This window comes from Chelatococcus sp. YT9 (assembly GCF_018398315.1).
In the GTDB taxonomy this organism is placed as follows: domain Bacteria; phylum Pseudomonadota; class Alphaproteobacteria; order Rhizobiales; family Beijerinckiaceae; genus Chelatococcus.
On record NZ_JAHBRW010000001.1, the window covers coordinates 1,184,270 to 1,208,588 of the forward strand.

At 62.0% G+C, this 24,319-nt stretch carries 19 protein-coding genes and 1 tRNA gene; 13 read left to right on the forward strand and 7 right to left on the reverse strand.

Annotation, left to right across the window (positions count from 1 at the left end; all coding sequences use genetic code 11):
* Window positions 1-13: 13 nt before the first annotated feature.
* Together KIO76_RS05395 and KIO76_RS05400 are read left to right on the forward strand one after the other, a co-directional pair.
* Window positions 14-523, forward strand: coding sequence for a CAP domain-containing protein (locus KIO76_RS05395; protein WP_213321820.1), 510 nt, complete (start codon window positions 14-16; stop codon window positions 521-523).
* 343 nt (window positions 524-866) lie between these two features.
* Window positions 867-1,445 (forward strand): HPF/RaiA family ribosome-associated protein, encoded by a 579-nt coding sequence (locus tag KIO76_RS05400; protein WP_213321821.1) that lies wholly within the window; start codon window positions 867-869, stop codon window positions 1,443-1,445.
* 140 nt (window positions 1,446-1,585) lie between these two features.
* Here the strand turns inward: KIO76_RS05400 and KIO76_RS05405 are convergent, their stop codons facing one another.
* A complete protein-coding gene (locus KIO76_RS05405) occupies window positions 1,586-2,641 on the reverse strand; it encodes an MBL fold metallo-hydrolase (protein ID WP_213321822.1) in 1,056 nt (351 codons plus the stop codon).
* A gap of 292 nt (window positions 2,642-2,933) precedes the next feature.
* A complete protein-coding gene (locus KIO76_RS05410) occupies window positions 2,934-3,413 on the reverse strand; it encodes a VOC family protein (RefSeq protein WP_213321823.1) in 480 nt (159 codons plus the stop codon).
* Window positions 3,414-4,219: 806 nt separating this feature from the next.
* Between KIO76_RS05410 and KIO76_RS05415 the strand changes: the two genes are divergently transcribed.
* From KIO76_RS05415 to metC, 9 genes are all read left to right on the forward strand, one after another.
* Window positions 4,220-6,886 carry a hypothetical protein gene (locus tag KIO76_RS05415; protein WP_213321824.1) on the forward strand — a complete coding sequence of 889 codons (2,667 nt, stop codon included), beginning with the start codon at window positions 4,220-4,222 and terminating at the stop codon, window positions 6,884-6,886.
* 57 nt (window positions 6,887-6,943) lie between these two features.
* The gene (locus tag KIO76_RS05420; RefSeq protein ID WP_213321825.1) at window positions 6,944-8,020 is read left to right on the forward strand and encodes an extracellular solute-binding protein; all 1,077 of its coding nucleotides are present in this window, start codon (window positions 6,944-6,946) and stop codon (window positions 8,018-8,020) included.
* Between the two features lie 57 nt (window positions 8,021-8,077).
* Window positions 8,078-8,884: an ABC transporter permease gene (locus tag KIO76_RS05425; protein WP_213321826.1), complete on the forward strand. Its 807-nt coding sequence runs from the start codon at window positions 8,078-8,080 to the stop codon at window positions 8,882-8,884.
* A 65-nt stretch (window positions 8,885-8,949) separates the two neighbouring features.
* Window positions 8,950-9,756, forward strand: coding sequence for an ABC transporter permease (locus tag KIO76_RS05430; RefSeq protein WP_213321827.1), 807 nt, complete (start codon window positions 8,950-8,952; stop codon window positions 9,754-9,756).
* A gap of 1 nt (window position 9,757) precedes the next feature.
* Complete coding sequence (locus KIO76_RS05435) at window positions 9,758-10,840, forward strand: ABC transporter ATP-binding protein (RefSeq protein ID WP_213321828.1); 1,083 nt, start codon at window positions 9,758-9,760, stop codon at window positions 10,838-10,840.
* Window positions 10,841-10,901: 61 nt separating this feature from the next.
* Window positions 10,902-13,007: a hydantoinase/oxoprolinase family protein gene (locus tag KIO76_RS05440; RefSeq protein ID WP_213321829.1), complete on the forward strand. Its 2,106-nt coding sequence runs from the start codon at window positions 10,902-10,904 to the stop codon at window positions 13,005-13,007.
* Window positions 13,008-13,014: 7 nt separating this feature from the next.
* Window positions 13,015-14,754 carry a hydantoinase B/oxoprolinase family protein gene (locus tag KIO76_RS05445; RefSeq protein ID WP_213321830.1) on the forward strand — a complete coding sequence of 580 codons (1,740 nt, stop codon included), beginning with the start codon at window positions 13,015-13,017 and terminating at the stop codon, window positions 14,752-14,754.
* 38 nt (window positions 14,755-14,792) lie between these two features.
* Entirely contained in the window at window positions 14,793-15,701 is a 909-nt protein-coding gene (locus KIO76_RS05450; protein WP_213321831.1) for a sulfurtransferase, read from the forward strand.
* Window positions 15,698-16,870, forward strand: a complete 1,173-nt coding sequence (metC, locus tag KIO76_RS05455) for a cystathionine beta-lyase (RefSeq protein WP_213321832.1) — start codon at window positions 15,698-15,700, stop codon at window positions 16,868-16,870. The genes KIO76_RS05450 and metC overlap by 4 nt, the downstream gene beginning before the upstream one ends.
* Window positions 16,871-17,021: 151 nt before the next feature.
* Here metC and KIO76_RS05460 read toward each other — a convergent pair whose 3' ends face one another.
* From KIO76_RS05460 to KIO76_RS05470, 3 genes are all read right to left on the reverse strand, one after another.
* Window positions 17,022-18,011, reverse strand: coding sequence for a LacI family DNA-binding transcriptional regulator (locus KIO76_RS05460; RefSeq protein ID WP_213321833.1), 990 nt, complete (start codon window positions 18,009-18,011; stop codon window positions 17,022-17,024).
* A gap of 316 nt (window positions 18,012-18,327) precedes the next feature.
* The gene (locus KIO76_RS05465) at window positions 18,328-19,824 is read right to left on the reverse strand and encodes a helicase HerA domain-containing protein (protein WP_213321834.1); all 1,497 of its coding nucleotides are present in this window, start codon (window positions 19,822-19,824) and stop codon (window positions 18,328-18,330) included.
* 329 nt (window positions 19,825-20,153) lie between these two features.
* Window positions 20,154-20,230, reverse strand: a tRNA-Arg gene (locus tag KIO76_RS05470).
* Between the two features lie 175 nt (window positions 20,231-20,405).
* Here KIO76_RS05470 and KIO76_RS05475 point away from each other — a divergent pair.
* Together KIO76_RS05475 and KIO76_RS05480 are read left to right on the forward strand one after the other, a co-directional pair.
* The gene (locus tag KIO76_RS05475; RefSeq protein ID WP_213321835.1) at window positions 20,406-21,344 is read left to right on the forward strand and encodes a hypothetical protein; all 939 of its coding nucleotides are present in this window, start codon (window positions 20,406-20,408) and stop codon (window positions 21,342-21,344) included.
* Window positions 21,345-21,355: 11 nt separating this feature from the next.
* Window positions 21,356-22,855 (forward strand): M48 family metalloprotease, encoded by a 1,500-nt coding sequence (locus KIO76_RS05480; RefSeq protein WP_291975731.1) that lies wholly within the window; start codon window positions 21,356-21,358, stop codon window positions 22,853-22,855.
* Here KIO76_RS05480 and KIO76_RS05485 read toward each other — a convergent pair.
* Entirely contained in the window at window positions 22,834-23,550 is a 717-nt protein-coding gene (locus KIO76_RS05485; protein WP_213321836.1) for a DUF2161 domain-containing phosphodiesterase, read from the reverse strand. The genes KIO76_RS05480 and KIO76_RS05485 overlap by 22 nt on opposite strands.
* Window positions 23,551-23,558: 8 nt before the next feature.
* A complete protein-coding gene (locus KIO76_RS05490; protein ID WP_213321837.1) occupies window positions 23,559-24,281 on the reverse strand; it encodes a spermidine synthase in 723 nt (240 codons plus the stop codon).
* Between the last annotated feature and the right edge of the window lie 38 nt (window positions 24,282-24,319).

Below are 24,319 nucleotides of genomic sequence, written 5' to 3' on the forward strand. Positions count from 1 at the left end.
GAGGGTGGTCCGTATGATCCGATCTGCCCTTCCCGCCTCCGTCGCAGTCTGCGCCCTCGCCTTCCTCGCTGCCTGCAGCTCGGATGCGCCACGGCCTTCAGCGCCATCCCAGCCGGTGTTCTACCGATCACTGGCCTCATCCTCCGCCAGCGTGGATCCGGCCACGGCTGCCGAAATGATCTCGGCTTACCGCGCCAACAAAGGCCTGCCACCACTGACCGTTGATCCCGAGCTCATCGCGGGAGCCCAGGCGGCTGCGAATGCCATGGCACGCGCGGATCGGCCAGCATCCGGAGAAGCCCTCAGCAAACAGCTGGCGACCAGGGGTCTGACGTCGCCGGGTGTCAACTTGTCCGCGGGCTATCACACCCTCGCGGAAGCTTTCTCCGGGTGGCGTGATTCTCCCGCCCACAACCGCGTCATGCTGTTGCCACGCGCGACGCGCCTCGGCATCGCGACCGCCTATGCGCCCGGCTCCAAATACAAGGTGTATTGGGCGCTGATTGTCGCGGGACCGCGCTGATCGTCGCGAGCGCCGCGCCGAAAAATTCCGGCGGGATGGCGTCGCCGCAACGCCGGATTCTACAAGGCTCGGCCGTTCCCAGAGGCGGCCGGACAAAAGATGCTGACGTTTTTTTTGGGTTTGACTGCCCATCGGGCTCATTGCGAACGACGTATCAAGGCCTAAATGAATGAATGAGGGGGGAATGAACGAGGATAATGTGAACCCTGCCCGTTGCTGAAGCCTTCCTACAGACCTACGGGAATACGCCCCGGCGCTACGCTGGGCGCGAGGCGTTTCAGCCCTTGACGTACGGGCCGGTTGTGCAAGCTTTGATGCGTAGACAGAACAGGGGATGCAGACCATGCAAACACCGCTGCAGATCACTTTCAAGGATACCGAGACCTCGGAGTCACTCGATCGGTTCATCCGCGAACGCGTTGATCGTCTGGAGCGTTTCCACCCCCATATCGTAGCTTGTCGCGTCGTGATCGAGGTGCCCCATCGTGGATCCGGCAGCGGCAAGACTCCTCTGGCCATCAATCTCGAAGTCGATGTTCCCGGCCGCACGCTGGTTGCCAAGCGCAGCGATGAAATGAAAGAGATGAAGGAGGATCGCACCGCGATCGTGACGCGTGCTTTCGATGCCATCCGCCGGCAACTCGAGGAGGATGCGCAGGTTCGTCGCAAGCACGTCAAAGCCCACGACAGCGGTGCGGAAACCGGAAAGATCGCCCGTCTCTTCCCAGATCGCGATTACGGCTTTGTCGAGGTGGTCGGCAGCCCGCAACTCTATTTCACACGCAACGCTGTGACATCAGGCGCTTTCGAGGATCTCGAAGTCGGCATGATGGTCCATATCACGCGCGCGACCGGCGAGGGCCCCATGGGCCCGCAGGCCAGCAGCGTACGCCGCTTCGCCGGCGAGACAGCGCCGGCCTGATCATCTCGCATGACGGATAGTTGCATCACGAAGTGGCGCCCGGAGTGGCGCCACTTTCACGTCCGGAGGATTGTCCGGAGAAGGGACGCCGCAACTGGCAGCTGGGGTGGCCCCTCCCTCTGCAATATCCATCCGCCGCACTAGCGGGCGCGCCGGACGAACTTTTCACTGTCCGTTTCAACGATACGTGCCAAATCACCGCGATGGACCATATAGTTCACATGGGCATGGGCCTCGCTGAACGCGAAGCTCCATTGGTGCGGGTCCAGCGGTCGCGGAAACATCACCGGAACGATCTCCGCCACGGAGCGCGCTTCCGAGGCACAAGCTGCGGCAATCATCTCACAACGCGCGGCATGATGGTGCGCGATTTGACGGCAGCGTGTCTGCAGGCCAAAGAAAGGCAGCTCATGGCCGGGCAGTACCAAGGCTTCCGGGTGCACCAGTTCCGTGAGTTCAGTCAGCGAGCGCAGATAAAGGCCTAGTGGATCGCCCTCTGGATCGACTGCCGATACGCTGACATTTGGTGTGATGCGCGCGATCACCTGGTCCGCGGCCAGCAGGATACGCTCGGCCCTGCAATAAAGCATCAGTTGCTCGGGTGCATGACCATTGCCACCGATCACATCGAACTCCCGCTCGCCAATCCGCAGCCGATCGCCCGCAACAGAGCGCCGGAACGTGAGCGGCAGTCTCTCGACCATGCCGAGATAAGCATGGCCTTGGGTCACCACCAGGGCGACCGTGTCGGGATCCATCCCGTGGCGCAGGTAGAAATCCCTGTAGAATTCCGCATCGAGCGAGCTGGGATCGAGCACAATGTTACGCGACATCAGATAGGTCGTCTCGCTACACAGAAGTGGGATCTGAAAGCGTTCGACCAGCCAGCCGGCGAGCCCGATATGATCGGGATGGAAATGGGTGACGAAGAGGCGCGTGAGCTTTTGACCCGCCAACGGGCCTGCCATGAGGGCCTCCCACGCTGCACGCGAGATCGCGTCCCCAATCCCGGCGTCGATGACAGCCCAGCCCTCACCATCCGCAATCAGGTAGATATTGACGTGATTCAGACGGAAAGGCAGCGGCAAGCGTACCCATAGGATACCCGGAGCGACTTCAACGACCTCGCCGGGCGCGGGTGGCTTCGCGACGGGAACGCTTAGTCCTTCATAGTTCGCCGGATGGGTCAAGGTCATTACTCAATCGATAAAACACGCCATGTCCGGTCGTGATACTCCTTTGCTATCAAATGCCGCAACACCCGCCCCGAAAAAGTGTCGTCGGGCCGCAGGGGGGTGGTCATGGATCCCACGGATCGTGAACAGAACCCGGGCCGGTCCAGCCGGCTGGTCTCAGCCGCGCAGAACCGCACGCCCATCCGTGCGGACGCACCCTCCCAAATGACAGCTTATGGTGGGAAATCAGCAGCTCAGTGCGGGAGGCGACCGCATCCACAATCCTCATCCCGCTCGACCCGATCGCACAAGATCAGCCGCGCCGTGCCGCCTCGATCTTGGCGACATCAATTTTAGTCATTTCCATCATGGCTTCAAAGGCGCGTTTCGCTTCACCGCCGCCAGCCGCCAGCGCTTCGGTCAATACGCGCGGCGTGATCTGCCAGGATATCCCCCATTTGTCCTTGCACCATCCGCACGCGCTTTCCTGACCACCATTGGCGACAATGGCATTCCAATAGCGGTCCGTCTCTTCCTGGTCATCAGTGGCGATCTGGAACGAGAAGGCTTCGTTATGCTTGAACGCCGGGCCGCCATTCAGACCGAGGCAGGGAATACCTGCGACCACGAAGTCGACCGTCAGCACGTCCCCTGCCTTGCCTGAGGGAAAGTCACTGGGGGCGCGGTGAACAGCACCGACCGAGCTATCCGGGAAAGTCTCCGCGTAGAAGCGAGCCGCGGCCTCGGCATCCTTGTCGTACCACAAACAGATCGTGTTCTTGGCAACCGCCATAGCCTGTCCTTTCGCAGCTCAGACTCGTTCCAGCCAATTTCCGGTGCTCGCGCAAAGTCTTCGCGCCAATCCATGGGGCTGGCGACCAATGATAATGAACGCGCGGAGAAAGCCAAGCATATGTGGGTCGCACCCAACATCGGGCAACATCACGTCCCACCTTGGGCCGACTGCCTTTCTCCGAGCTTATCTCTGCACAGTCGTGCAACACGCAACGATATTGATCGTCGTGCCCAAGGTCGGCTTGGCGCCTCCATGCCCGTACAGCCCGCCATGATCGATCTATTTAGACAGATATCTCGGGCTACGTTCGTCGTCATACCCTTGGACATAAACTGACGAGGCAGTGCTAATTTGCACGGCAAGTACGTTGAACATCCTCTTTAATACTTAGGCGTCGCGGGTCGGGGTTGCAGCGATATTGGTTGCGGGAAGATCAGGAATTGGCATGCGCACCTTGAAGCCTGCGCATGGAAGAGGGGGAGCGGCAACCCGGAGCTCTGCAGCCGATCCCAGTGCCCAAAACTCCGGCGGCAGAAAAAAGTTGCGATGAAATCGTTATCATGCATACTCCACCTAACTAGAAGGGGAGCATCGGGTATGTTGGCTTGCGGCTTCGGGGGCAAGAAATTGCCGGACGATGCGTCACTCGTGCGAACGCATTGGCATTGCGATCGAAAGCACGATCGAATGGCTGCGACGCCCGGCCTGCTTCCAAAAACTCAACATCGTCCGGGCAACATGTCTTGGACATTATTATTCCTGAGCCTATCGCTGTGCACCGGTAGTATTCGGGCGACCGTAGCATGAAACATCCCGAGAGCCTGCAAGACCGCCAAGTCGAACGGCACGACTCTGCTATGAACATCGACTGGACGCAGCCGCGCCCCGCGGCTCTGGTCATGCGACCTGAGCGGCTGGCTGCGACCCTGCCGAACGCCCTTAGCTTCGCCCGGACGCTCTTCGACCGCTTTTATGAGGATAGCTGGGCGCTGACGCGGGTGCGCATTGATCTCGACCGCGAGGGACGCGGCGAGGTTCTTTATCGGCTTGCCAGCGACAGGCACGTGCTGCACTTCCTCATCCTGTCGGATGCATTCTCGACTGATCAGAAAGCTGACCGCAGCTACAACATGAACTGGGATGCGACCGCAGCCCTCTGTGAGGGCGAGTGGTCGGCGGAGCGCGAGGAATTTCTGCGTCGGGAGATTCCCAAGCAGCGTTTCGGGCGTCTTGATCATCAGACGCTGGCCTACACGCGCGGCAACCGCAGCGGCCGTCTGTTCGACTATGTCGTCGATTGCCTCGCCGAAGGCCGGCAGCCTGACGGCGCGATGCTCGCGCCGGTCGGTTATATTTTCCGGACCACCGGATTTACCGCCAATGGTTTCATTGGCATGCGTTCCTACCTTGGCCTCGAGAATGGCCATATTCTGGGCCGTCCGTACCATGCCCAGATGTGTAGCGCTTTTCTGCTCCGGGAATATGTCGCCGATCTCGTCGATGCCATGGCAGCCGCCCGCAACCCGGGGGCTGCGCGCCTCTCAGCTCCCCTTCGGCGCTATCTCGGAATCGGCAATTCCGCGGGTCTCGGCCTGACGCCGTTCATCTGCAACCACCCGCATATGGTGCACCGCTGGACCTTGTCGAAAGAACAAGCCCTGGCAGACGTCCGCAGGCAAACCGTGGGGCACGACGACGCGGCGGTTCAGACGTTCCGCCGCCTTCTCGCGAAGGCCAAGCGCTACTTCACCGAGGACCCTCGCGACGGCAACGAGATCTTCCTCAGCTACGCCCATATCGCGCAGGAACTGGGACGCGCCATCGTATGGAGCGAGACGACACTCCTGCCACTCCTTGATGGCGGGCCGCGTCGGATCTGGCTGGACATGGCAGATTGGGCCGAACATTCGCTGCATCCCGAAGCGATTGAGGTCCTGAACACCATACTCCTGGAACTTTACCCAGAGCTCACCCGCCAATACTCACACAATGTCACCGTCGACGAGACACTCGACATTGACGCGACAATGACGTTGGGTGACCTGAAACGCCTCATCGCTGAGCACTATGACTGGGCGGAGGCTTGTTTCCACGATCTGCCACAGGCCGCCGATAACTTTTGGTACATGTCGACCGAGGCCCCGTACGAGCCGCGCAGGGGCAAGCGCGGGGTCCTGCCTGCCTATGAATTTGAAACGCATATGGATGCGCCGCTGCGCTTCAGGCAGCTGCAGTTGGAACTCGCCCAGCACGGCGGCGACATTCCTCTCGCTGCCTTCCTGATCGAGCAGCCACGCTTTCGAAACGTTACGGCACGGCTTTGTTCGCTGCGCAATTCCTGCTATGCGCAACTGCGCGAGAACACCTTGGCGCGGGGCCACACGACCTTTGGGTCGACGCGGTTCATGCTCTCCCACTACGGGATGGACAAACTCGACGCCCAGAAGCCCCGCTCCGTGAAGGGCGTGCTCCTGCAGGGCGCGCCGATCGCCGACGACCTCCCTCAACGGGGACGGGGCGACTGGCCCTTCGCCGTGGTTCCACAAGCCGATCTCAATCCAGCGACCGTCTCTCCCTATCGCGAAGAGCGGCAATTGGGCGCCAAGGAGCTCACCAAGCTCGCCGTTTGGCGGGAAAGCGATTTTGGCGAGAAAGTCATCGCCGCGCCTGTCGAACTACTGCGTTGGGGACAGCGCGCGCTACAGGTCAAGGGTTACGATCTGGGATCAGCGCTCCTGGGAAGTCACCTGATGCATCTGCGGGAGCTGCTGGCCGGCGATGGGCTGTCGCTCATGCTATCGCAATGCGAGATCTCCAATATTCAGGAGCGTCGCCTACACGTGACCGAGCGGGGGGGCCTTTACGCGATCCGAAGTGAGGGGGCTTCCGCCTTCACGGCGGCTCCCGCCCTTCTTGACCTTGCCTGCTACTCCGCGGCGCGCAATACGCAGGGCTTCGGCGCCTCCCTCGCTGTGGGCTTGATGGCATTACCGCTCCTTGAAACCCTGCCTGTCGCCGCCGCGAGACGCGGCTTCGATTGCATCGTCCTCTGGCGCGACGCGCTGATAGCCGGCGACGCGGACGTACCCTGGCGCATCTCGATGGGTTGCCAGGAAGCGCAGGGACATCGGCTGCGCAGCGGCGACCGCCGGGGGCGCTCCGACTTGGACAGCGTTCTGGAAGCTCTGCACGACAACGATCTGCGTAAAGCAATCGCCAGCCTCGCCGCAGACTTCGCCAAAACGAAGGCAAGCCTTTGCTGCGTCGTGTGCTTCAATTCCAGCAGAGTAGAGGCCGACATGGACCCGCTGATCGATCGCCTAGACCATGATCTCTTCACCGAGACGGTGATCGCGGACAAATATCGCCATGGCGTCATCGTCGACTTCAAGCAGCTCGAGGCCGTAAAGGCGCTCGCCTTCGAAACCCTGTTACCGGCCGCGCTGGAAGCGCCGGTGGCGACGGAATGACAGTTCACCGGACTGATCTGCGGTAGGGACGATCAAGAAAAACATAGGGGATCTGGAATGAAGATGTACAAAAAGCCCATGTCGGACACGAGTTTGAGCCGCCGTTCCTTGCTGCGGACCGCAGGAGCGGTATCCACCACGCTCGCTCTTCCTGCAATCATTGGTCGCGCCTTGGCGGCTGAACCGCTCTATATCAATACCTGGGGCGGGAAATGGGAAGAAAGCGCTCAAAAATATTGGTTCAAACCCTTTACCGCAAAAACCGGAATCGAAGTGCGCACGATTTCCCCGGTGTCCTTCGCGAAGCTTGCTGCGCAGACGAAGACTGGCACATACGACTTCGACATTACCACCGTCAGTGGAAGCCAGGTCGTGCAGGCTGCCGAAGCCAAGCTGCTCGAGCCCCTCAACAAGTCCATCATTGACAGCAGCAGTCTTCCCGAGGGAAGCGTTTATTTCGACGCAATTGCCAGCCACTGCTACTCGACCAATATTGCGTTCAACACAAAATACTTCGAACCAGGACGCCTGCAATCTTGGCAGGATGTCTGGAACCTGGAGAAAAATCCCGGGCCTCGCTCACTGACGCGCTCGGCGACCGATTTCGTGCCGATCGGCCTCATGGGAGACGGCGTTGCCCATGACAAGCTCTATCCGCCGGATGTCGACCGCCTGTTTCGTTCGCTCGACAAGATCAAGCGCGCTATCCCGGTTTGGTGGAGTCAGAGCCCCCAGTCACGCCAGCTTCTTGTCGACGGTGAGGTCCATGCCACCTCGATGTGGCATTCGGTGGCTACACTCGCGAAAGCGGACGGCGCCCCGATCGACTTCACGTGGAATGACGGCAAGATCAATCGTGTTTACTGGGTAATCTCGAAAGGCACGCCCCGTGCCAACGCCGCCTGGGAGTTCATCAAGTTCGCCATCGCACCGGAAAATCTCGGTCCCTTCGGCGCCGCTCAATCACTTGGGCCGCTTTACCCGAAGGCGCTGGAATATATCCCCGAACAAGTCGCCCGTCAGCTGCCGACCTATCCCGACAATTACAAGGTGGCTGTTGAAGAGGACGCGGCGGCGATTGGTCCCATGCTGACCGATATCACCAAGCGCTTCAACATGTGGGTCGCAAGCTGACCAATCGCATCGTGGAGAGGCGCGGGCGCTTCTCCACTCCATGTACAGAGGCGAACAGTGAACACGCGAAACACCGCGCGCGGTCCGCGAATACTCGCTCTTATGGCAGCGGTCGTCGGTTTCTACATCGTCGCGCCGCTACTCTTGATCGTCCCGATGTCGTTCAACACGTCGACGTCGATCGAGTTCCCACCGAAGGGCTTCTGGACCGGGTACTATACGAAGTTCTTCGAGAACGAGAGCTGGCTCCAGGCGATCTTCAACAGTACCGTCATCGCGCTGGCCGTCGCCATTCTGACCATGATCCTGGTCATCCCGGCGACATTCGCGATGGTGCGCCACCAGTTCGTGGGCAAAGGCATCATCCGTCTGGTGCTGCTGTCTCCCTTCATCGTGCCCAGTATCGTGATGGCGTTGGGCTACTACGTGTACTACGGGTTCATCGGCCTCAACCACACCTTTACTGGCGTGATATTGGCGCATACGGCGGGCGCGATCCCGATATGCTTCCTGATCGTCAGCGCGGTCGTGAAGGGCCTGGATCGTAACCTGGAGCGTGCTGCCGTCAGTATGGGCGCATCGTCACTCCAGACATTCTTTCTGATCACACTGCCCCTGCTTCGCACGGGGTTCTTCTCGGCAGCGCTGTTCTCGTTCATTCACTCCTTCGACGAGGCGGTCATCGCCCTTTTTGTATCCGGGCGGACGGTAGTCACCCTGCCTCGCAAGATGTTTGACAGCATGAGCAACGAAGCCGATCCGGTGATCGCGGTCGTGTCGACCCTTCTGATGATGGCGGTGTTGATCGGCTGGCTCATCGCCACTCTCCTCCAGAAGTTTCGGGCGGGTCTGGAAACATCATGACGATAGCTGCCACCGATAGAGCCCCGGCATTCGTCCAACGCCAGCCGAGGCGAAGCAGTTCGCGCGTGGCCTGGCTTCTCCTCGCTCCCGTCATCATCTTCATCTGCATCGCCTTCTTCATACCGCTGTCCTATATGCTCTGGCTGAGCATTTCGGACCCGACACTGTCTTTCGCCAACTATGCCTCCATCTTGAAGACACCGTTCTACAGCGCGGTCATGTGGCGGACATTCCTGATCGCGGTGATCGTCGCATTCTGTTGCCTCATCCTCGCCTATCCGGTGGCTCTCTACGCAGCCAAGAGCAAGAATTTGCTCAGCAAGGCCATTCTTGTAGGCGCCGCCCTGTCCTTCTGGATCAGCTTCATCGTTCGCACCTACGCGTGGATGGTCATCCTCGGCAACAACGGACCGGTCATCGCTTTGTTCAAGTTCTTCGGCGTGGTGCCTACGCCGAAGATTCTGTTCACAAGCACGGCGACAGTGATTGGCATGGTGCATATCATGATGCCCTACATGATCCTGTCACTCTATTCTGTCGTAAGCCGGATCGAACCCAATCTGGAGCGAGCCGCGATCAGCCTCGGCGCATCGAATTGGCGCGCCTTCCTCCATGTCTATTTCCCTCTTTCACTCCCCGGTGTGGTGAATGGGTGCCTCCTGACCTTCATCTTCTGTATCGGCTTCTACGTAACGCCCGCACTGCTCGGCGGGCCGCAAGATCAGATGATCGGCAGTATCATCGCTATGCAGATCAACGATCTGCTCGAATGGGGAATGGCTTCGGCGCTCGCGGTCATGCTCCTTGCCGTAACCTTCATCACGCTGTTCATCTATGACCGTTTCGTCGGTCTCGACAGATTATGGGGCTGACATGACTGCCACCTATCTGGAGCTCAAGGCCCTCCGGAAATCCTACGACGGCACGACAAACGCGGTTTCGGCCGTTTCCTTGACCGTCGCCAAGGGCGAGTTTGTGTCCTTCCTCGGGCCAAGCGGCTCGGGCAAGACGACGACGTTGATGCTGATTGCCGGTTTCGAACAGGCCGACAGCGGCGAGATCAATCTCGAGGGCAGATCACTCGGTTCGCTCCCGGCTTCAAAGCGCAATATCGGCATCGTCTTCCAGAACTATGCGCTGTTTCCACACATGACGATCCGCAAGAATGCAGAGTTCTCCCTGCGCATGCGAGGTGTGCCGCGCGCGGCGCGCGAGGCCCGTGCCCAGGCAGCGCTCGACCGGGTCGGGCTCGGACATCTCGCCCATCGCCGCCCGCGCGAATTGTCGGGAGGCCAGCAGCAACGAGCAGCGCTCGCCCGCGCGCTGATCTTCGAGCCGGATATACTGCTGCTGGACGAACCGCTCGGCGCGTTAGACAAGAATCTGCGCGAGCGAATGCAGATCGAGATCAAGAGTATTCAGAAGGAACTCGGGATCACCACCATCTACGTGACGCATGATCAATCCGAGGCAATGACCCTTTCCGATCGCATCGTCGTGTTCAGCCATGGGGTGATCGAGCAATGCGCGCCACCGCTGGAGGTCTACGGCCGTCCCGCATCGCGCTTCGTGGCGGAATTCGTCGGCGACTGCAACTTCATCGGCTGCGTCGTGTCCGATCCGACGACGGGTGTCATCGACATTCCCGCAATGGGACGCTGCCAGCTCACAGGGCTTGCGGCCCGCCGTCTCGCGCACTGCCCAGCCGGGGCAAAAATTGAGCTCGCCCTGCGTCCGGAGATGATTGCCTTGGCTTCACCCGAAAAGGCCGGGGGATTGACTGCCCCCATGACCGTCGAGGGCGTTGTGAACTATGGCAACAGTGTTGTCTTGTTCGGCCAAATGGCAGGAACCCCTCTGAGCGTGCGGCTGTCAAACAAGATCGGCGCACGGGTAGTCGTGGGTGACACATTATCACTCGCCATCGATCCTGAAGATTTCTGGCCGCTGACATGAGCGGCACGGCGCCGGCTGGCCGCGACAGGCGGACGGCAAGCGAAAGGGACAACTAGACCCCATGAGCACATTGACTTTAGATGGCGGCGCGACCGCCGTTGTCTCGGTGGACGTAGGCGGCACGTTCACGGACATTGTTGTCGAGACCGCGCAAGGCCGCACCACCGGCAAGGTCCTCACGGATATCGCAGCGCCCGAACGTGGCGTCCTGCTCGGCGTCGAGGAGACGCTGGCGCAGGCAGGCGTGAAGCCCCATGAGCTGGCGTTGTTTCTCCATGGGACAACCCTCGCGACCAACGCTCTGATCGAGCGCAAGGGCGCCGTCACGGCCCTGCTGACGACGGACGGTTTTCGCGACAGCATCGAGATCGGCTACGAGGATCGGTTCTCTCAATACGACCTGTTCATCGAGAAGGCGCCACCTCTCGTGCCGCGCGCCTTGCGGTTTACGGTGTCTGAGCGGATTCTGGCCGGCGGCGCGATCGACACGCCGCTCGATGAAGACGCCGTGCTGGCCACTGCTGAAATCCTCAAGCGGCGCGGCGTCGAGAGCATCGCGATCGGCTTCCTGCACAGCTACGCCAACCCGAGCCACGAACGCCGGGCCCGCCAGCTCCTGTTGTCTCGTCTTCCCGAGCTCGCAGTCACGCTGTCATCGGAAGTGTGCCCGGAAATACGAGAATATGAGCGCTTCACGACAGCGACGGCGAATGCCTATGTTCAGCCGCTCATGCGCACCTACCTGATGGGCCTTCAAGAACAGATCGCCGAGCGCGGGTTCAATTGCCCGATCCTGCTGATGACCTCCGGCGGCGGATTGACGACCATCGCGTCGGCCTGCGCTCATCCGATCAGGCTGGTCGAATCCGGCCCGGCGGGAGGAGCGATCCTGGCTGCAGGCGTTGCAGAGGACATGGAACTGAGTGATATCCTGTCTTTCGACATGGGAGGCACGACGGCCAAGATCTGCCTGATAGACCAAGGCGTCCCCCAGGTTTCGCGCCGTTTCGAAGTCGACCGGCGCTATCACTACATGAAAGGCAGCGGGCTCCCGCTGCGCATTCCCGTGATCGATATGGTGGAAATCGGCGCCGGCGGGGGCTCGATCGCGGCGGTCGATGATCTGAACCGATTATCGGTCGGGCCGGAGAGCGCAGGGTCCACGCCAGGGCCGGTGTGTTATGGCAGGGGCGGCAGCGCCCCGACGGTCACCGATGCCAATCTGATCCTCGGGAAAATTGATCCGCGCGGCTTCGCAGGCGGTCGGATGAAGCTCGACAGGGATGCCGCTTCCCATGTCATGGCGGACAAGGTCGGCGCCCCTCTTTCGCTCGATGCGCACCACGCGAGTCACGGGATTGGCGAAATCGTCGAAGAGAACATGGCCAATGCGGCGCGCCGACATGCCGTTGAAAGCGGCGCACAGTTGGAGCATCGCAGTCTGATCGCCTTCGGAGGAAGCGCGCCGCTTCATGCTGCGCGCCTGGCGGAAAAGCTGGGCATCGCGGAGGTCATCATCCCTGTTCACGCGGGCGTGGGCTCGGCGATTGGCTTCCTGCGCGCGCCGATCGGCTTCGAAGTCGTGCGTAGCCATGTCGGGCGCCTTTCACAGAGCGATCCGGCGGCTCTTGAAGCCATGCTCGCTGAAATGTCCGAGGAAGCGCGAAAAGTGGTGGTCATGGGCGCCCCGGGAGCCGAGACGGCCGAGACGGCGATAGCTCATATGCGCTATGCTGGCCAGGGGCATGAGATCGATGTGGTCCTGCCCGATCGGCCTTTGACTGCAGCCTCGCTCTTGGAGCTGCGCGAGGGATTCGAGGAACGCTATCGCGGCCTTTTCGGCCATGTCATCCCGGACCACGACATCGAGTTCGTCGATTTCGCCGTTCGAGTCCAGGCCGCCCGCCCCAGCAACTTTAGACCGGTCGAAGCCCCGTCGTTCGAGCACTTCTCCGCAACCCCGAACGAGCGCAGAACGTTCTTTGATCCCACGACGAGAAGCGTGGCGGACATTCCTGTCTATCACCGCGCTGCCCTCCGTGCCGGCGCAACCCTTTCCGGCCCAGCCCTTGTCGTGGAAGACGAAACGACCACCGTGGTAACGCGGCACTTCACCGCAACGATAGACGCGACCGGCGCCATCCGGCTGACCGCAAAGGGACCATGAGCGCACCATGATCGACGTTATCGACTACCAGATTATGTGGAGCCGCCTCATTGCCGTGGTCGAGGAGGAGGCGCAGGCCCTGATCCGGACAGCCTTCGGAACTGCGACGCGGGAAGCCGGCGATCTATCTGCGGGCGTCTATGACGTGCGGGGGAACCTCATCGCGCAGGCGGTGACCGGTACGCCCGGTCACGTGAATTCCATGGCGAAAACCGTGGGCCATGTCCTGAGAAAGTTCCCCGCGGAGACGATGCGTCCGGGCGATGTGTTCATCACGAATGATCCGTGGCTGGGCACCGGGCATCTCAACGACGTGGTCGTCGTGACACCCGCATTCCGCCGCGACGCTCTCGTCGGCTTCTTCGCCTGCACATTGCACGTGGTAGACATCGGCGGAACCGGTGGCGGCGCGTCACGGCAGGTCTATGAGGAAGGATTGTGCCTGCCGATCGTCCGGCTCGCAGAGGGCGGGCGGATCAGCGAGACCGTCCTCGACATCGTACGGGCCAATGTGCGCGAGCCCGTGCAGGTGGTGGGAGACATCTACTCGGAGGTCACAGCCAACGAAGTCGGATGCCGCAAGCTCGCCCAGATGATGGATGAATTTGCGTTAGAGACACTCGACGACCTCGCCGCCTATATCCTGGACCGCTCGCGCGAGGCTAGCCTGGCGCGGATACGAGCCCTGCCCGCCGGCACCTACGAAAGTGCGATGGAGATCGACGGGATTGACCAGCCTATCACACTGAAGGCAAGGCTTCATATCAGGCCTGACGGCATCGACATAGAGTACTTCGACTGCCCCGGCCTCGCTCAACTTGGGTATAACGTTCCATATTGCTATGCTGAAGCTTACACTTGCTTCGGCTTGCGATGCGCCATAGCGCCAGACGTGCCGAACAACGCCGGATCACTTGGGGTGATCCGCGTGCATATCCCAGAAGGCACGATGCTGAATGCCCCACATCCCGCGCCAGTGCAGTCCCGCGCGCTCATCGGACAGATGCTGCCCGATCTCGTGTTCGGCTGCCTGGCGCAGGTCATTCCGGACAAGGTCATGGCGGAGGGCTCTGCGCGGCTCTGGAGCATGCGCTTCACCGGCGGGCTCGGGCGTGTCAAGGCAGACCCTCATCTCCTGCGTGACGCGCGCCGTTTCAATGTTGCAAGCTTCCATAGCGGCGGCACGGGCGCTCGCTTTGGCCAGGATGGGCTCTCCGCCACCGCATTTCCGAGCGGGGTTAGAAACATTCCCGTCGAGCTGACGGAAACCTACGCGCCTGTGGTCATCCGTCGCAAGGAGCTGCGAATGGACTCCGGGGGCGCCGGCCGGCAGCGCGGCGGGCTGGGACAGGTCATGGAGGTGACATGCACCGAGCCCGTTCCGTTTGCGGTCGTTACCTCGTTTGATCGCATGAAATTCCCCGCTCGCGGCCGCGACGGCGGCTTGCCGGGAGCTCAGGGAACGCTGAGGCTGGCGTCAGGCCGCGATCTTCCCGGAAAGGGCTATCACCAGATCGATCCCGGCGACCGGCTGATCGTCGAGATGCCCGGTGGCGGTGGCTACCATGATCCGTTGTCGCGTGCGCCGGAACAGGTCGCGGCCGACGTGCGCGACGAACTGGTCTCGCGCGCGCAGGCTGAGGCGCTCTACGGGGTCGTCATCGGGGATAACGGCGAAGCTGATGTGGCTGCGACTGAGATACGGCGACGCGAGCTTTCGCGGCGATCATCCCCGCCGGCATTGTGATCCGGCAGTCCCGACCTCTTAATTTTCGGCATGCTCACATGACTGACAGTGAATTGCGCAGCGCGGTGTTCATCTCAGCCGACGAACTGCACGCGAAGATCGCGGCCGGTACACCGCCTGTACTGCTCGATATCCGCTTTCGCCATGCCCAACACGACCGGCGCTTCGCCTATGAGGAAGGGCATATTCCCGGCGCGATCTATGTCGACCTGCAGCATGAGCTGGCCGGCGAGCCCGGCGGGACGAGGGGAAACAGGCCCCTGCCAGAACTCGCCGACCTGCAGAAGCGTGTCACGGCATGGGGGATCCACGCCGACAGCGAAGTCGTCGTCTATGACGACCACACATGCCTCCAGGCCGGACGTGGCTGGTGGACCCTCAAATGGGGAGGCCTTCCCGCGGTCCGGCTTCTCGACGGTGGGCTCGATGCCTGGATCGCGGCGGGCTATATCGTGACAAAGGAAACGCCGACCTCTCCCGCTCCCGGCACGGCGCGGCTGACGGGCGGAGGCCTACCGACCATCACCGCCGATGAAGCAGCGCAGATGGCCATTGAGGCCATCCTGCTCGACTCGCGCGGGACCGAGAACTATCGCGGCGGGCCCACGCCTCCCGGTCAGCCGCCACGCGGCCATATCCCCGGCGCGATCAACGCCCCGACCCCCGACAACCTGGACGCGCGTGGCTTGACGCTCCCTACGGCAGCGCTTCGCCAACGCTTCGCTGCGTTCGGAGTCGATGGAAGCCGGCCCCTCGGTGTGTATTGTGGCGGCGGTGTCTCGGCTGCCCATCAGATTGCCGTCCTCACGTCAATCGGGATCAGGGCTGCATTGTTTCCGGGCTCCTGGTCCGCCTGGAGCGGCGATCCGGATCGCCCCGTCGCCCGCGGCGAACTGCCATGGGGCGAGGACGCGTCAGAGCACAGCAAAGAAGGACATCGCCGATGAGCAGCGCCTCCGATCACGACCTCGAGACGCGCCTGCTCCACGCGGGACGCTCGGCGGATCAGCATTTCGGCGCCGTTAACCCGCCCGTCTATCACGCATCGACCATTCTGTCTCCAACCTACGCGGCCTATGAAGCGCGGCTCTCGGCTCCCGTTGTCTACGGCCGGCGCGGAACGCCAACGACGCAAGCCCTGGAGGTGGCGCTCGCCGAACTCGAAGGCGCGGAAGGCGCCTTGCTCGCGCCTTCCGGCGTAGCCGCGATTGCGTTGGTGCTCTCAGCTTACGTAACGCCGGGCGCTGAGATCCTCGTGCCGGACGCCGTCTATGAACCCGTCAAGAAGTTCTGCGCCGGACCGCTTCTCCAATACGGGGCGAAAGCCGTTTACTATAACTCTCTCGCAGCCGAGGACTTGAGCGAGAAAATCTCCGACCAGACTCGTCTTATCTGGCTGGAAACACCTGCCTCACAGACATTTGAAATGCAGGACACCAGGGCAATCGTCGCAGTCGCGCAACGCCATGGTATTCCCACGGCAATCGACAATACCTGGGCCACGGGATACTTCCACCGTCCTCTCAGTATCGGCGTGGACATCGCCGTGCAGGCCGCGACCAAATACATCGGCGGGCACTCTGACATCATGATGGGGGCTGTCGCCGCTTCCGGCAAAACCCTTGCCAAGCTCACCGATTTCTCGCGCCGTTACGGCTATTGTGTGGGGGGCGACGATGCCTATCTCGCGCTGCGCGGGTTGAGAACCCTGTCCGTTCGACTTGACCGCCACCACGCCAATGCAATGACCGTAGCGCGCTGGCTCGAAAGCCAGCACCTGATCTCGCGCGTGATGTACCCGGCCTTGCCGACCGATCCCGGGCACAGCCTTTGGCAGCGGGACTTCACCGGCGCCTCCGGCCTCTTCGGCTTCGTTCTCCGCGACAAGCACCCGGCCCGGCTCGCGCCCTTCTTCGATGGGCTACGGTTGCTTGGAATGGGTGGCAGCTGGGGCGGCTTCGAGAGCCTCTTGATCCCGACATGGCCCGAGAAGAGCCGGAGCCTGCGCCCCTGGTCGCCGGAGGGGCAAACGATGCGGATCCATGTGGGACTTGAATCGCCTGACGACATCATCGCGGATCTGGAAGCTGGATTCGCGCGATGGGAGGCTGCATAGGAGCGCGGCGGGCATCAGCGTGTGCGGCGGCACGGCCCGCCACGCTGACGCCCGGATTCATCGACATTCCACCAGGCGCATGTGTTCTGACGTTACACCCGGCTCAACGGAGCGCGTATGCATTGATACCGCTCCGGCTGGAGGCAGGCTTTTAGCTCGTCGCTCTCACAATGAGCTCGCGTTTAAACGAGACACAGCTGACAGCATCCGAAAAGAGCATTGCTACCATCTCTTGGGCAACCGCAATCGGATTCCCGGCTAAAGTCGTCAACTTTGGCTTCGAATATTTACCAACGTCTAGCCCGCCGAATCCCATGACGGCAATATCACCTGGGACATCGCGACCAAAATCATCGATCGCCGACAAAGCCCCGATCGCCAATTCATCCGTTCCGGCTAGGATCGCATCGAACTGCAGCCCCGCCTCGAGGGCCTGCGCCACCATCGCGTAACCGCCTTCAAAGCGAAAGAGGGGGCTCTCCCAGAGCAATGCTTTGTCGAACGTAATGCCCGCTTTCTCAAGTCCTGCGCGATAACCGTCGTAGCGGCGGCGACCAGCAACCGAAAGCGATATGCGGTTGAGATAGGCGATACGGGTACGGCCCCGCGCGACAAAATGCATGACGCCCTGTATCCCTGCGTCGACCTCGTCGTGAAGGACGGAGCTGATTCCGATATGATCCAGTTTTTGCCCGATCGATACGATAGGAATATTGCCGTCCTTCAATTGTGCGGCAATCGGCTGGATCGATCCAAAGTCAAAGGTATCGCTCGTCGCCAATATCACCCCGCGAAGTCGGAGGGAATTGCTGCGTTCCAGCATCTGCACCAACCGAGCCTCACTATGGCTCAGATCGAACAGCAACATATCCAGGCCACGCTCCTGCAACGCCCGCTGCAGATGCTTGGCCAGCGCCGAATACCAGCCCTGCTCGATGTCACTGACGAGAAACGCGACGGAATCAAGGTAACCCGTCCGCAGAGCCTTACCGAGTGAACTCGGCAGATAGCCCAGTTCCTCGATCGCTGACATGACCTTTAAGCGCGTTTCCTCTGTGACGAATACCTTCTGGCTCAGCACACGCGATACCGTTGCCTGTGACACCCGTGCGTGTCGAGCAACATCGACGATACTGACCATGCGGCGCGCCCCACTCTGCCTGTCGTGCCAATCACTTCGACTGTCGCAGCACGATTACACAGCGGGTATGGACTACGCAACCGCAATGGCGTTGACAGAATATTTCTTTGACTTCGCAACGTAAAATTTCAAACTACGCCTATACTATTAGCTGAAGCCACGTCTCGCATGAAACGATCGTGTAATTACTTTAACAGAACAACATTCGCCGAGACGATTAGTTCGTATATTCGGGACATTTCGCGGACGAGCCTGACCGCGTATCTTGTCGCGACCGCTTTGCAAAACGCAAGGTGGAGTAAAGCCCGCCATGGCGTTACTCCGCGGCGTCGCGATGCACCTCGTCCGGCCCGTCAGGATCCCCGGGGGCCGTTTCACAGCCAAGATCCGGGAAGGCGAGCACACGCCGCCCGTGAAAATCCATGCGGGTGACGAGCAACCCGCGCTCCTCGAAATAGGTGAGCAAGCGGCGGACCCGGCGCGGCGAGTGGCTGCCATAGGCGCGCGCCAAAGTCGCATCGGACGGACAGGGATCCTTGTTTGTCGCAGCACGGGCGATCATCAGGAACATCCCCTGGAGATCGTCGGGCAGCCCTTCGGAAAGCGACAGCGCCATGGTCCAGGCTTCACCACCGGCGCTTTCATCAACACCGGCGCGCGCGACTGCCAGCCGCCGGCGGAAAGCCGGCAGCAGCAGCGGCTCTCCGGGCACCCGGCGAATGCGACTGCGCACCAGAAAATCCTGATAGAGCACGGCGTCGGAACGGAACGCCGCATCGGGGTCTTCCAGGATCTCGCGCAACACCGTGTCGATACCGGCCTCGCGCTCGGCCTCGTCGATGATCGCGAAAACCGGCTCGGCTGGCGGTTCGGGCGATGGCCTTGGTCGCGACAGCTGGGTGAGAATATCAGCTGTCGGAATCGGCTTCGGGGGTGGCCTTCTTACAACCGGGCAGGCTTCCTCGGGACCTGGCGTGAAGATGAGGTCGCGGACATCCTCCGGCGCGTCGGGCAGAGGCATGAGCTTCGGACTGGCCGAACGCGCCGAGGTCTCAACGGGACCTATGGTGATCGCCAGCGGGCGGCGCGACAGGGCTGGCCCCAATGCGATAAAACGTCCGCGCGTCAGATCGCGGAACATTTCAGCCTGGCGGCGCTCCATTCCGAGGAGATCGGAGGCACGCGCCATGTCGATGTCCAGGAAGGTGCGCCCCATCAAGAAGTTGGAAGCTTCCGCCGCGACATTCTTCGCGAGCTTGGCCAGGCGCTGTGTGGCGATAACACCGGCCAGCCCTCGCTTGCGGCCACGGCACATCAGATTGGTCATTGCCCCCAGCGAGAGCTTGCGTGCCTCGTCCGAGACCTCGCCTGCCACGGCGGGAGCGAAAAGCTGCGCCTCGTCGACCACCACCAGCACGGGGTACCAATAGTCTCGCTCGGTATCGAACATGCCCCCGAGGAAGGCTGCCGCGGCACGCATCTGCTGTTCGATGTCGAGCCCCTCGAGGTTGAGCACGACCGAAACGCGGTGCTGGCGCACCCGGCTGGCGATGCGCGCGAGTTCCGCCTCGGTGCGAGCGGCATCAACCACCTGGTGACCGAATTTTTCCGCCAGCGTAACGAAGTCGCCTTCAGGATCGATAATGCACTGCTGAACCCAAGGGGCGCTCTGTTCCAGCAGGCGGCGCAGCAGATGCGACTTGCCGGACCCGGAGTTGCCTTGCACCAGCAAGCGGGTCGCGAGCAGCTCTTCGAGATCGAGATCCGCCACGGCGCCGCCGGCCGCGGCACCCATGTCGATGTTGACCTTCATCAGGCACCCCTTCGCCCATCGCCCTTAGCATCCCCTGCCCTATAACGCGAAGCATGGCCGCAAGGATTCCCACAGCATGATGGCTTTGGATGACGTTGGCCGGTTTGCGCGCCAACGCAGATCGAGCAAGATCGATCCATCGAGGCGAACCATAACGGCAGTACTGTAGAAGCAGCAATTCGCCGGGCACCACGCTATCGGCGACCGATTCGGTTCATGTTGCCAGCGTCCTCGCATCAGCACACGAAGCCAGAGCTCCCGAACATGGGATGGTCCAAGCCGTTTGTTCCAATATGTTCCGGCCGATTTAGATCATCCTAGCGAGGACATGGCGTCCCGGAAGGGATTCGAACCCCTGACCTACGGTTTAGGAAACCGTTGCTCTATCCTGCTGAGCTACCGGGACAATCTCGACAGCCGAGATGCCGATGCGAGCGCACCCCGGGGGGCGTTCACGCGAACCATATGACCCAAGGTGCCCTTCATGTTCAAGAGGGGAAACTGAAAACACGCTGCTGTGCCGCCTTGGTTTATGGCTTAGCTCTGCGTAAACTCCTCGGCCGTTGTTGAACGATCCGCACATGCTCGCTCCATCTGCCCTCGCGCAGGTCCTCGTCCCTACCGGCCTCACCCTCCTGGCCGCCGTCGCCCTCGCCGCGCCCGATGCAGGGGCGCGCGAACGGAAATCCACGCGTGGCAGCGCGACATGCCTGGCGCCTCAAGGGACCAATGAAGGCCTCGTTGTGGGCATCGAGGGCAACGGAGATCTGCGCCTGGCTGATGGGCGGCTGCTCACCCTTGCCGGCATCCTTCTTGCGCCAGGCCCAGCTGACAATGCCGTTCCACGCCCGGAACTCGGCGCCCTTCTCGGATCGGAAGTGCATTTCCATGTCCTGCAGCCGGCGGCGGATCGGTGGGGGCGGCTGTCAGCCGACATTCTGCTGCCGAAATCGTTGGCCGGAGCGCAAAGCGCCTCACGTTCCGTCTCCGGCGAGGCTGGGTCGCGAAAGGCGAAAACGACGGCGGAAATGAGCATGGACTTGGGCGCCGAACCCGCCTACACCGTGGCCCAATGGCTTGTCGATGCTGGCTTGGCCCGCGCCGCCCCCGATGCCGCGGTCACACCGCTGTCACGACCATGCATGAAGGCGTTGCTCGCACGCGAGGACAAGGCGCGCGCAGACCGCCGGGGGCAATGGGAGGACGCTGCCGCCGTGCTGGCGGCGAGCGAACCGGAAGCCATTCTCGCGAAGGCTGGCGACTTCGCCGTGATTGAGGGCATAATCGTGAGCGTCCGGGAAAGGGAGCATGTTACCTATCTGAATTTCGGATCGCAGTGGACGCGGGATTTCACAGTTACCATCTGGAAGAAGAATCGGGCAAAATTTGCTGCTGCCGGATTACGGTTCGCCGAACTCGATGGACGCCGGATCCGGGTACGCGGCATGGTGGAGGCAGGCCGAGGGCCATTGATCGACGTATTGACGCCGGAACAAATCGAGGTCATCGGGACTGAATGAGCGCGTGTGGCGTGACGAAACGAACGAGGCTGGCGATCCTGGCTGGCGGACGATCGCCCGAACTGGGACGCAATAGCAGGAGCGGGGCGACGCTGCGTAGCGCCTGCGCGATGCTTGGTGTCATTTTCCTAGCGAGTTGCGCGACGGAAACCAGCAAGCTTCCTGCGTCCGTTCCCCTGCCACCGGCCGCCCCCCGGGTCACGGGGGTCGAGCGCGCCGTCGACCGTGAACATCAGCGCCTAGTTGCCTCACTTGGTGGGTCATACCGCTGGCCGGCGGCGGAAGCGCGGCTTAAAACCATAGTCGCCAAGCTGGTGGCCGCCACAGATACGCCGAGCCAGGGATATCGTGTCACCCTCCTGAATTCACCAACGGTCAACGCCTTCGCTCTGCCGACGGGCAATATCTATGTGACGCGTGGTCTCCTTGCTCTCGCCAACGACGACTCTGAAGTGGCCGGCGTACTCGCGCATGAGATTGCCCACGTCACGGCAAAACATGCGAGCGCCCGCGCGGAGCTTGCCGAAAAGTCGGCCCTGGTGAGCCGCGTGGTCTCCGAAGTGCTCAACAACCCGAGCGAGAGCGAGACGGTCAGCAATCAATCGGAACGGACCATCGCGGGCTTCTCCCGCGCGCAGGAGCTGGAAGCGGACCGTATCGGCATCCGGACGATGGCGCGCGCGGGTTACGATCCGTATGGGTCCGCGAGATTTCTCGCCTCTCTCGGCCGCAACTCAAGCGGACGGCAGCCGCAGACCTCGAACTTCCTGGCCACGCACCCCAGCACGCCGGAACGTGTCGCGCAGGCGCTCTCTACCGCGCGCAGCATCGCGGCGCCAGGCCTCGGCGAGCGGCACCGCGCGGAATACCTCGCGGCCATCAACGGCATCGCCTATGGGGACGACCCGGCTGATGGCGTCGTGCGCGGCCGCGCCTTCATCCACCCACGGCTCGGCATCACCTTTACTGCCCCCGAAAACTTTTCCATCGACAACACGGCTCAGGCTGTCTTGGGCGTCTCGCGCAATGGGGAGTCCGCTTTCCGGCTCGACGCGGTGGAGGGCGGCGATATCAGTTCGCTCGAAGAGTTTCTACGGTCTGGCTGGATCGAGAAGGTCGATCCAGCGAGCATCCAGTCCCTGACCGTGAATGGACTGCCCGCGGCCACCGCCACCGCTGAAAGCAACGGCTGGCGCTTCCATCTCGCCGCCGTCCGAATCGAAAGCTCGATTTATCGCCTCGTTCTGGCGTCGCGAGACCGGGACAATGCAAGCGGGCCGGCATTCAGCGGAACCTTGAACAGCCTGCGCCGGCTCTCTGATGGCGAGATCAACGCGGTGAAGCCGCTGCATATCGCCCTTGCCAAAGCCAACCCTGGTGACACGCCGGACACGCTGGCAGCCGGCATGGCTATCGCCAATGGCCGCGTGGAACGCTTCCGCGTCCTGAATGGCCTTGATCCGTCAACCTCTTTGACTTCGGGCGAAACCTACAAGGTCGTCGTGGAGTGAGCCTCAGCGCTGGGAAGCGCATCCGCGCCGCGCTCTGAGCTTGCGTTGCCTTGGGGCCACCGCACAAGCGCCTCCTGACCCGCCTCGGTGAGCGAATAGATGCCGCGCTCTGCGCGGACGAACCAGCCATAGACGTTACGTTGCAAGATTTTAGCAGCATCCGGCGCGAAGGGCCGCAAGTCCCGCGGCCTGAGCGCCCCCCGCGCGAGTGCGGCCGCGCAGGCGAGCGCCTGCTGACGATAGGCGGTCATGATCGGCGCGCGGGAACCGCCTCCCAAAGCCGGATCGCCAACACGCTTGCGATGCTCCGTCACAAGACGCGAACGCCGGCGCGAGTTCTTGCGCGGCATGGGGTCCTCCGGGCTCACGAGGACGCTGACCGCGCCATCTGCAGACACGCCAAGCATCCCGAAGCCAAGCCGCCGGCAGAGCTGACGGAAGCGGGCATCGCTCTCGCGCCCCTTCCCCCGCGCGGAGAGCCGAGCCGCAAGCCACACCTCGTCACAGGCCGTCGCCCGGTCGACCGCCTGCAGAACGAGCTCCAGATTGAAGCTCAACTTCATTTCGCCGATGACGACGAGCGGCGCCTCGCCCTCCCTGAGAGCGACGATGTCGCAGCCGCCGATCTCGCCTTTGACGGAAAAACCGAGCCCCTCGAGGAACCTCTTGACCGGCAGATAGAGCGCTGTCTCCACGGGACCGCTCAGCGAGACCGTGGCCGCGGCGCAGCCCCACCACCATCCTTGGCAGCCACCCAGATCACATGGCGCGCGCCGGAGCGTCCCCTGTCGGCCCGCACCCGCGCCTCCTCGACCGCAAAGCCCACTCGCCTCAATCGCTGCGCGAAAGCAGAGTCAGGCGCGGCTGACCACACCGCCAGAATGCCGCCCGGGCGAAGCGCTGCGCGGGCTATGCCGAGGCCCCTTGTCGAATAGAGGTTGTCATTGGCTTCCGACGTCAGGCCTTCCGGACCGTTGTCCACATCGAGCAGGATGGCGTCGAAGGCCGCTCCGCGCTCTCGCATCACCTGTGCGACGTCGTCCTCTCGTATGGTCACGCGCGCGTCCTCCAGCGAGCCGGCGAAAAGGCCGGCCATTGGCCCCCGCGCCCAAGAGACCACGGCCGGCACGAGTTCTGCGACCGTGATGCGCGCGTCCGTACCGAGTGCCGTGAGCGCCGCCCGCAGAGTGAAGCCCATGCCGAGCCCGCCGATAAGAACATGGGGCTTGGAACGGCTGGCAATCGGCGCACAACCAAGCCTTGCCAAGGCCTCTTCAGAACCACTCAGGCGACTGTTCATCAGCTCGTTCGTGCCGAGCATGATGGAGAATTCCTGCCCCCTCTGCTTGAGGCGCAGTTCCCCGTCTCCTCCAGCCATGCTGGCATCCGGTATCTTGGCCGTGTCGAGGGTGATCCAGGGAAGCATCAGCGACAATCATAAGGGGAGCGGGCAGGACGGGCACG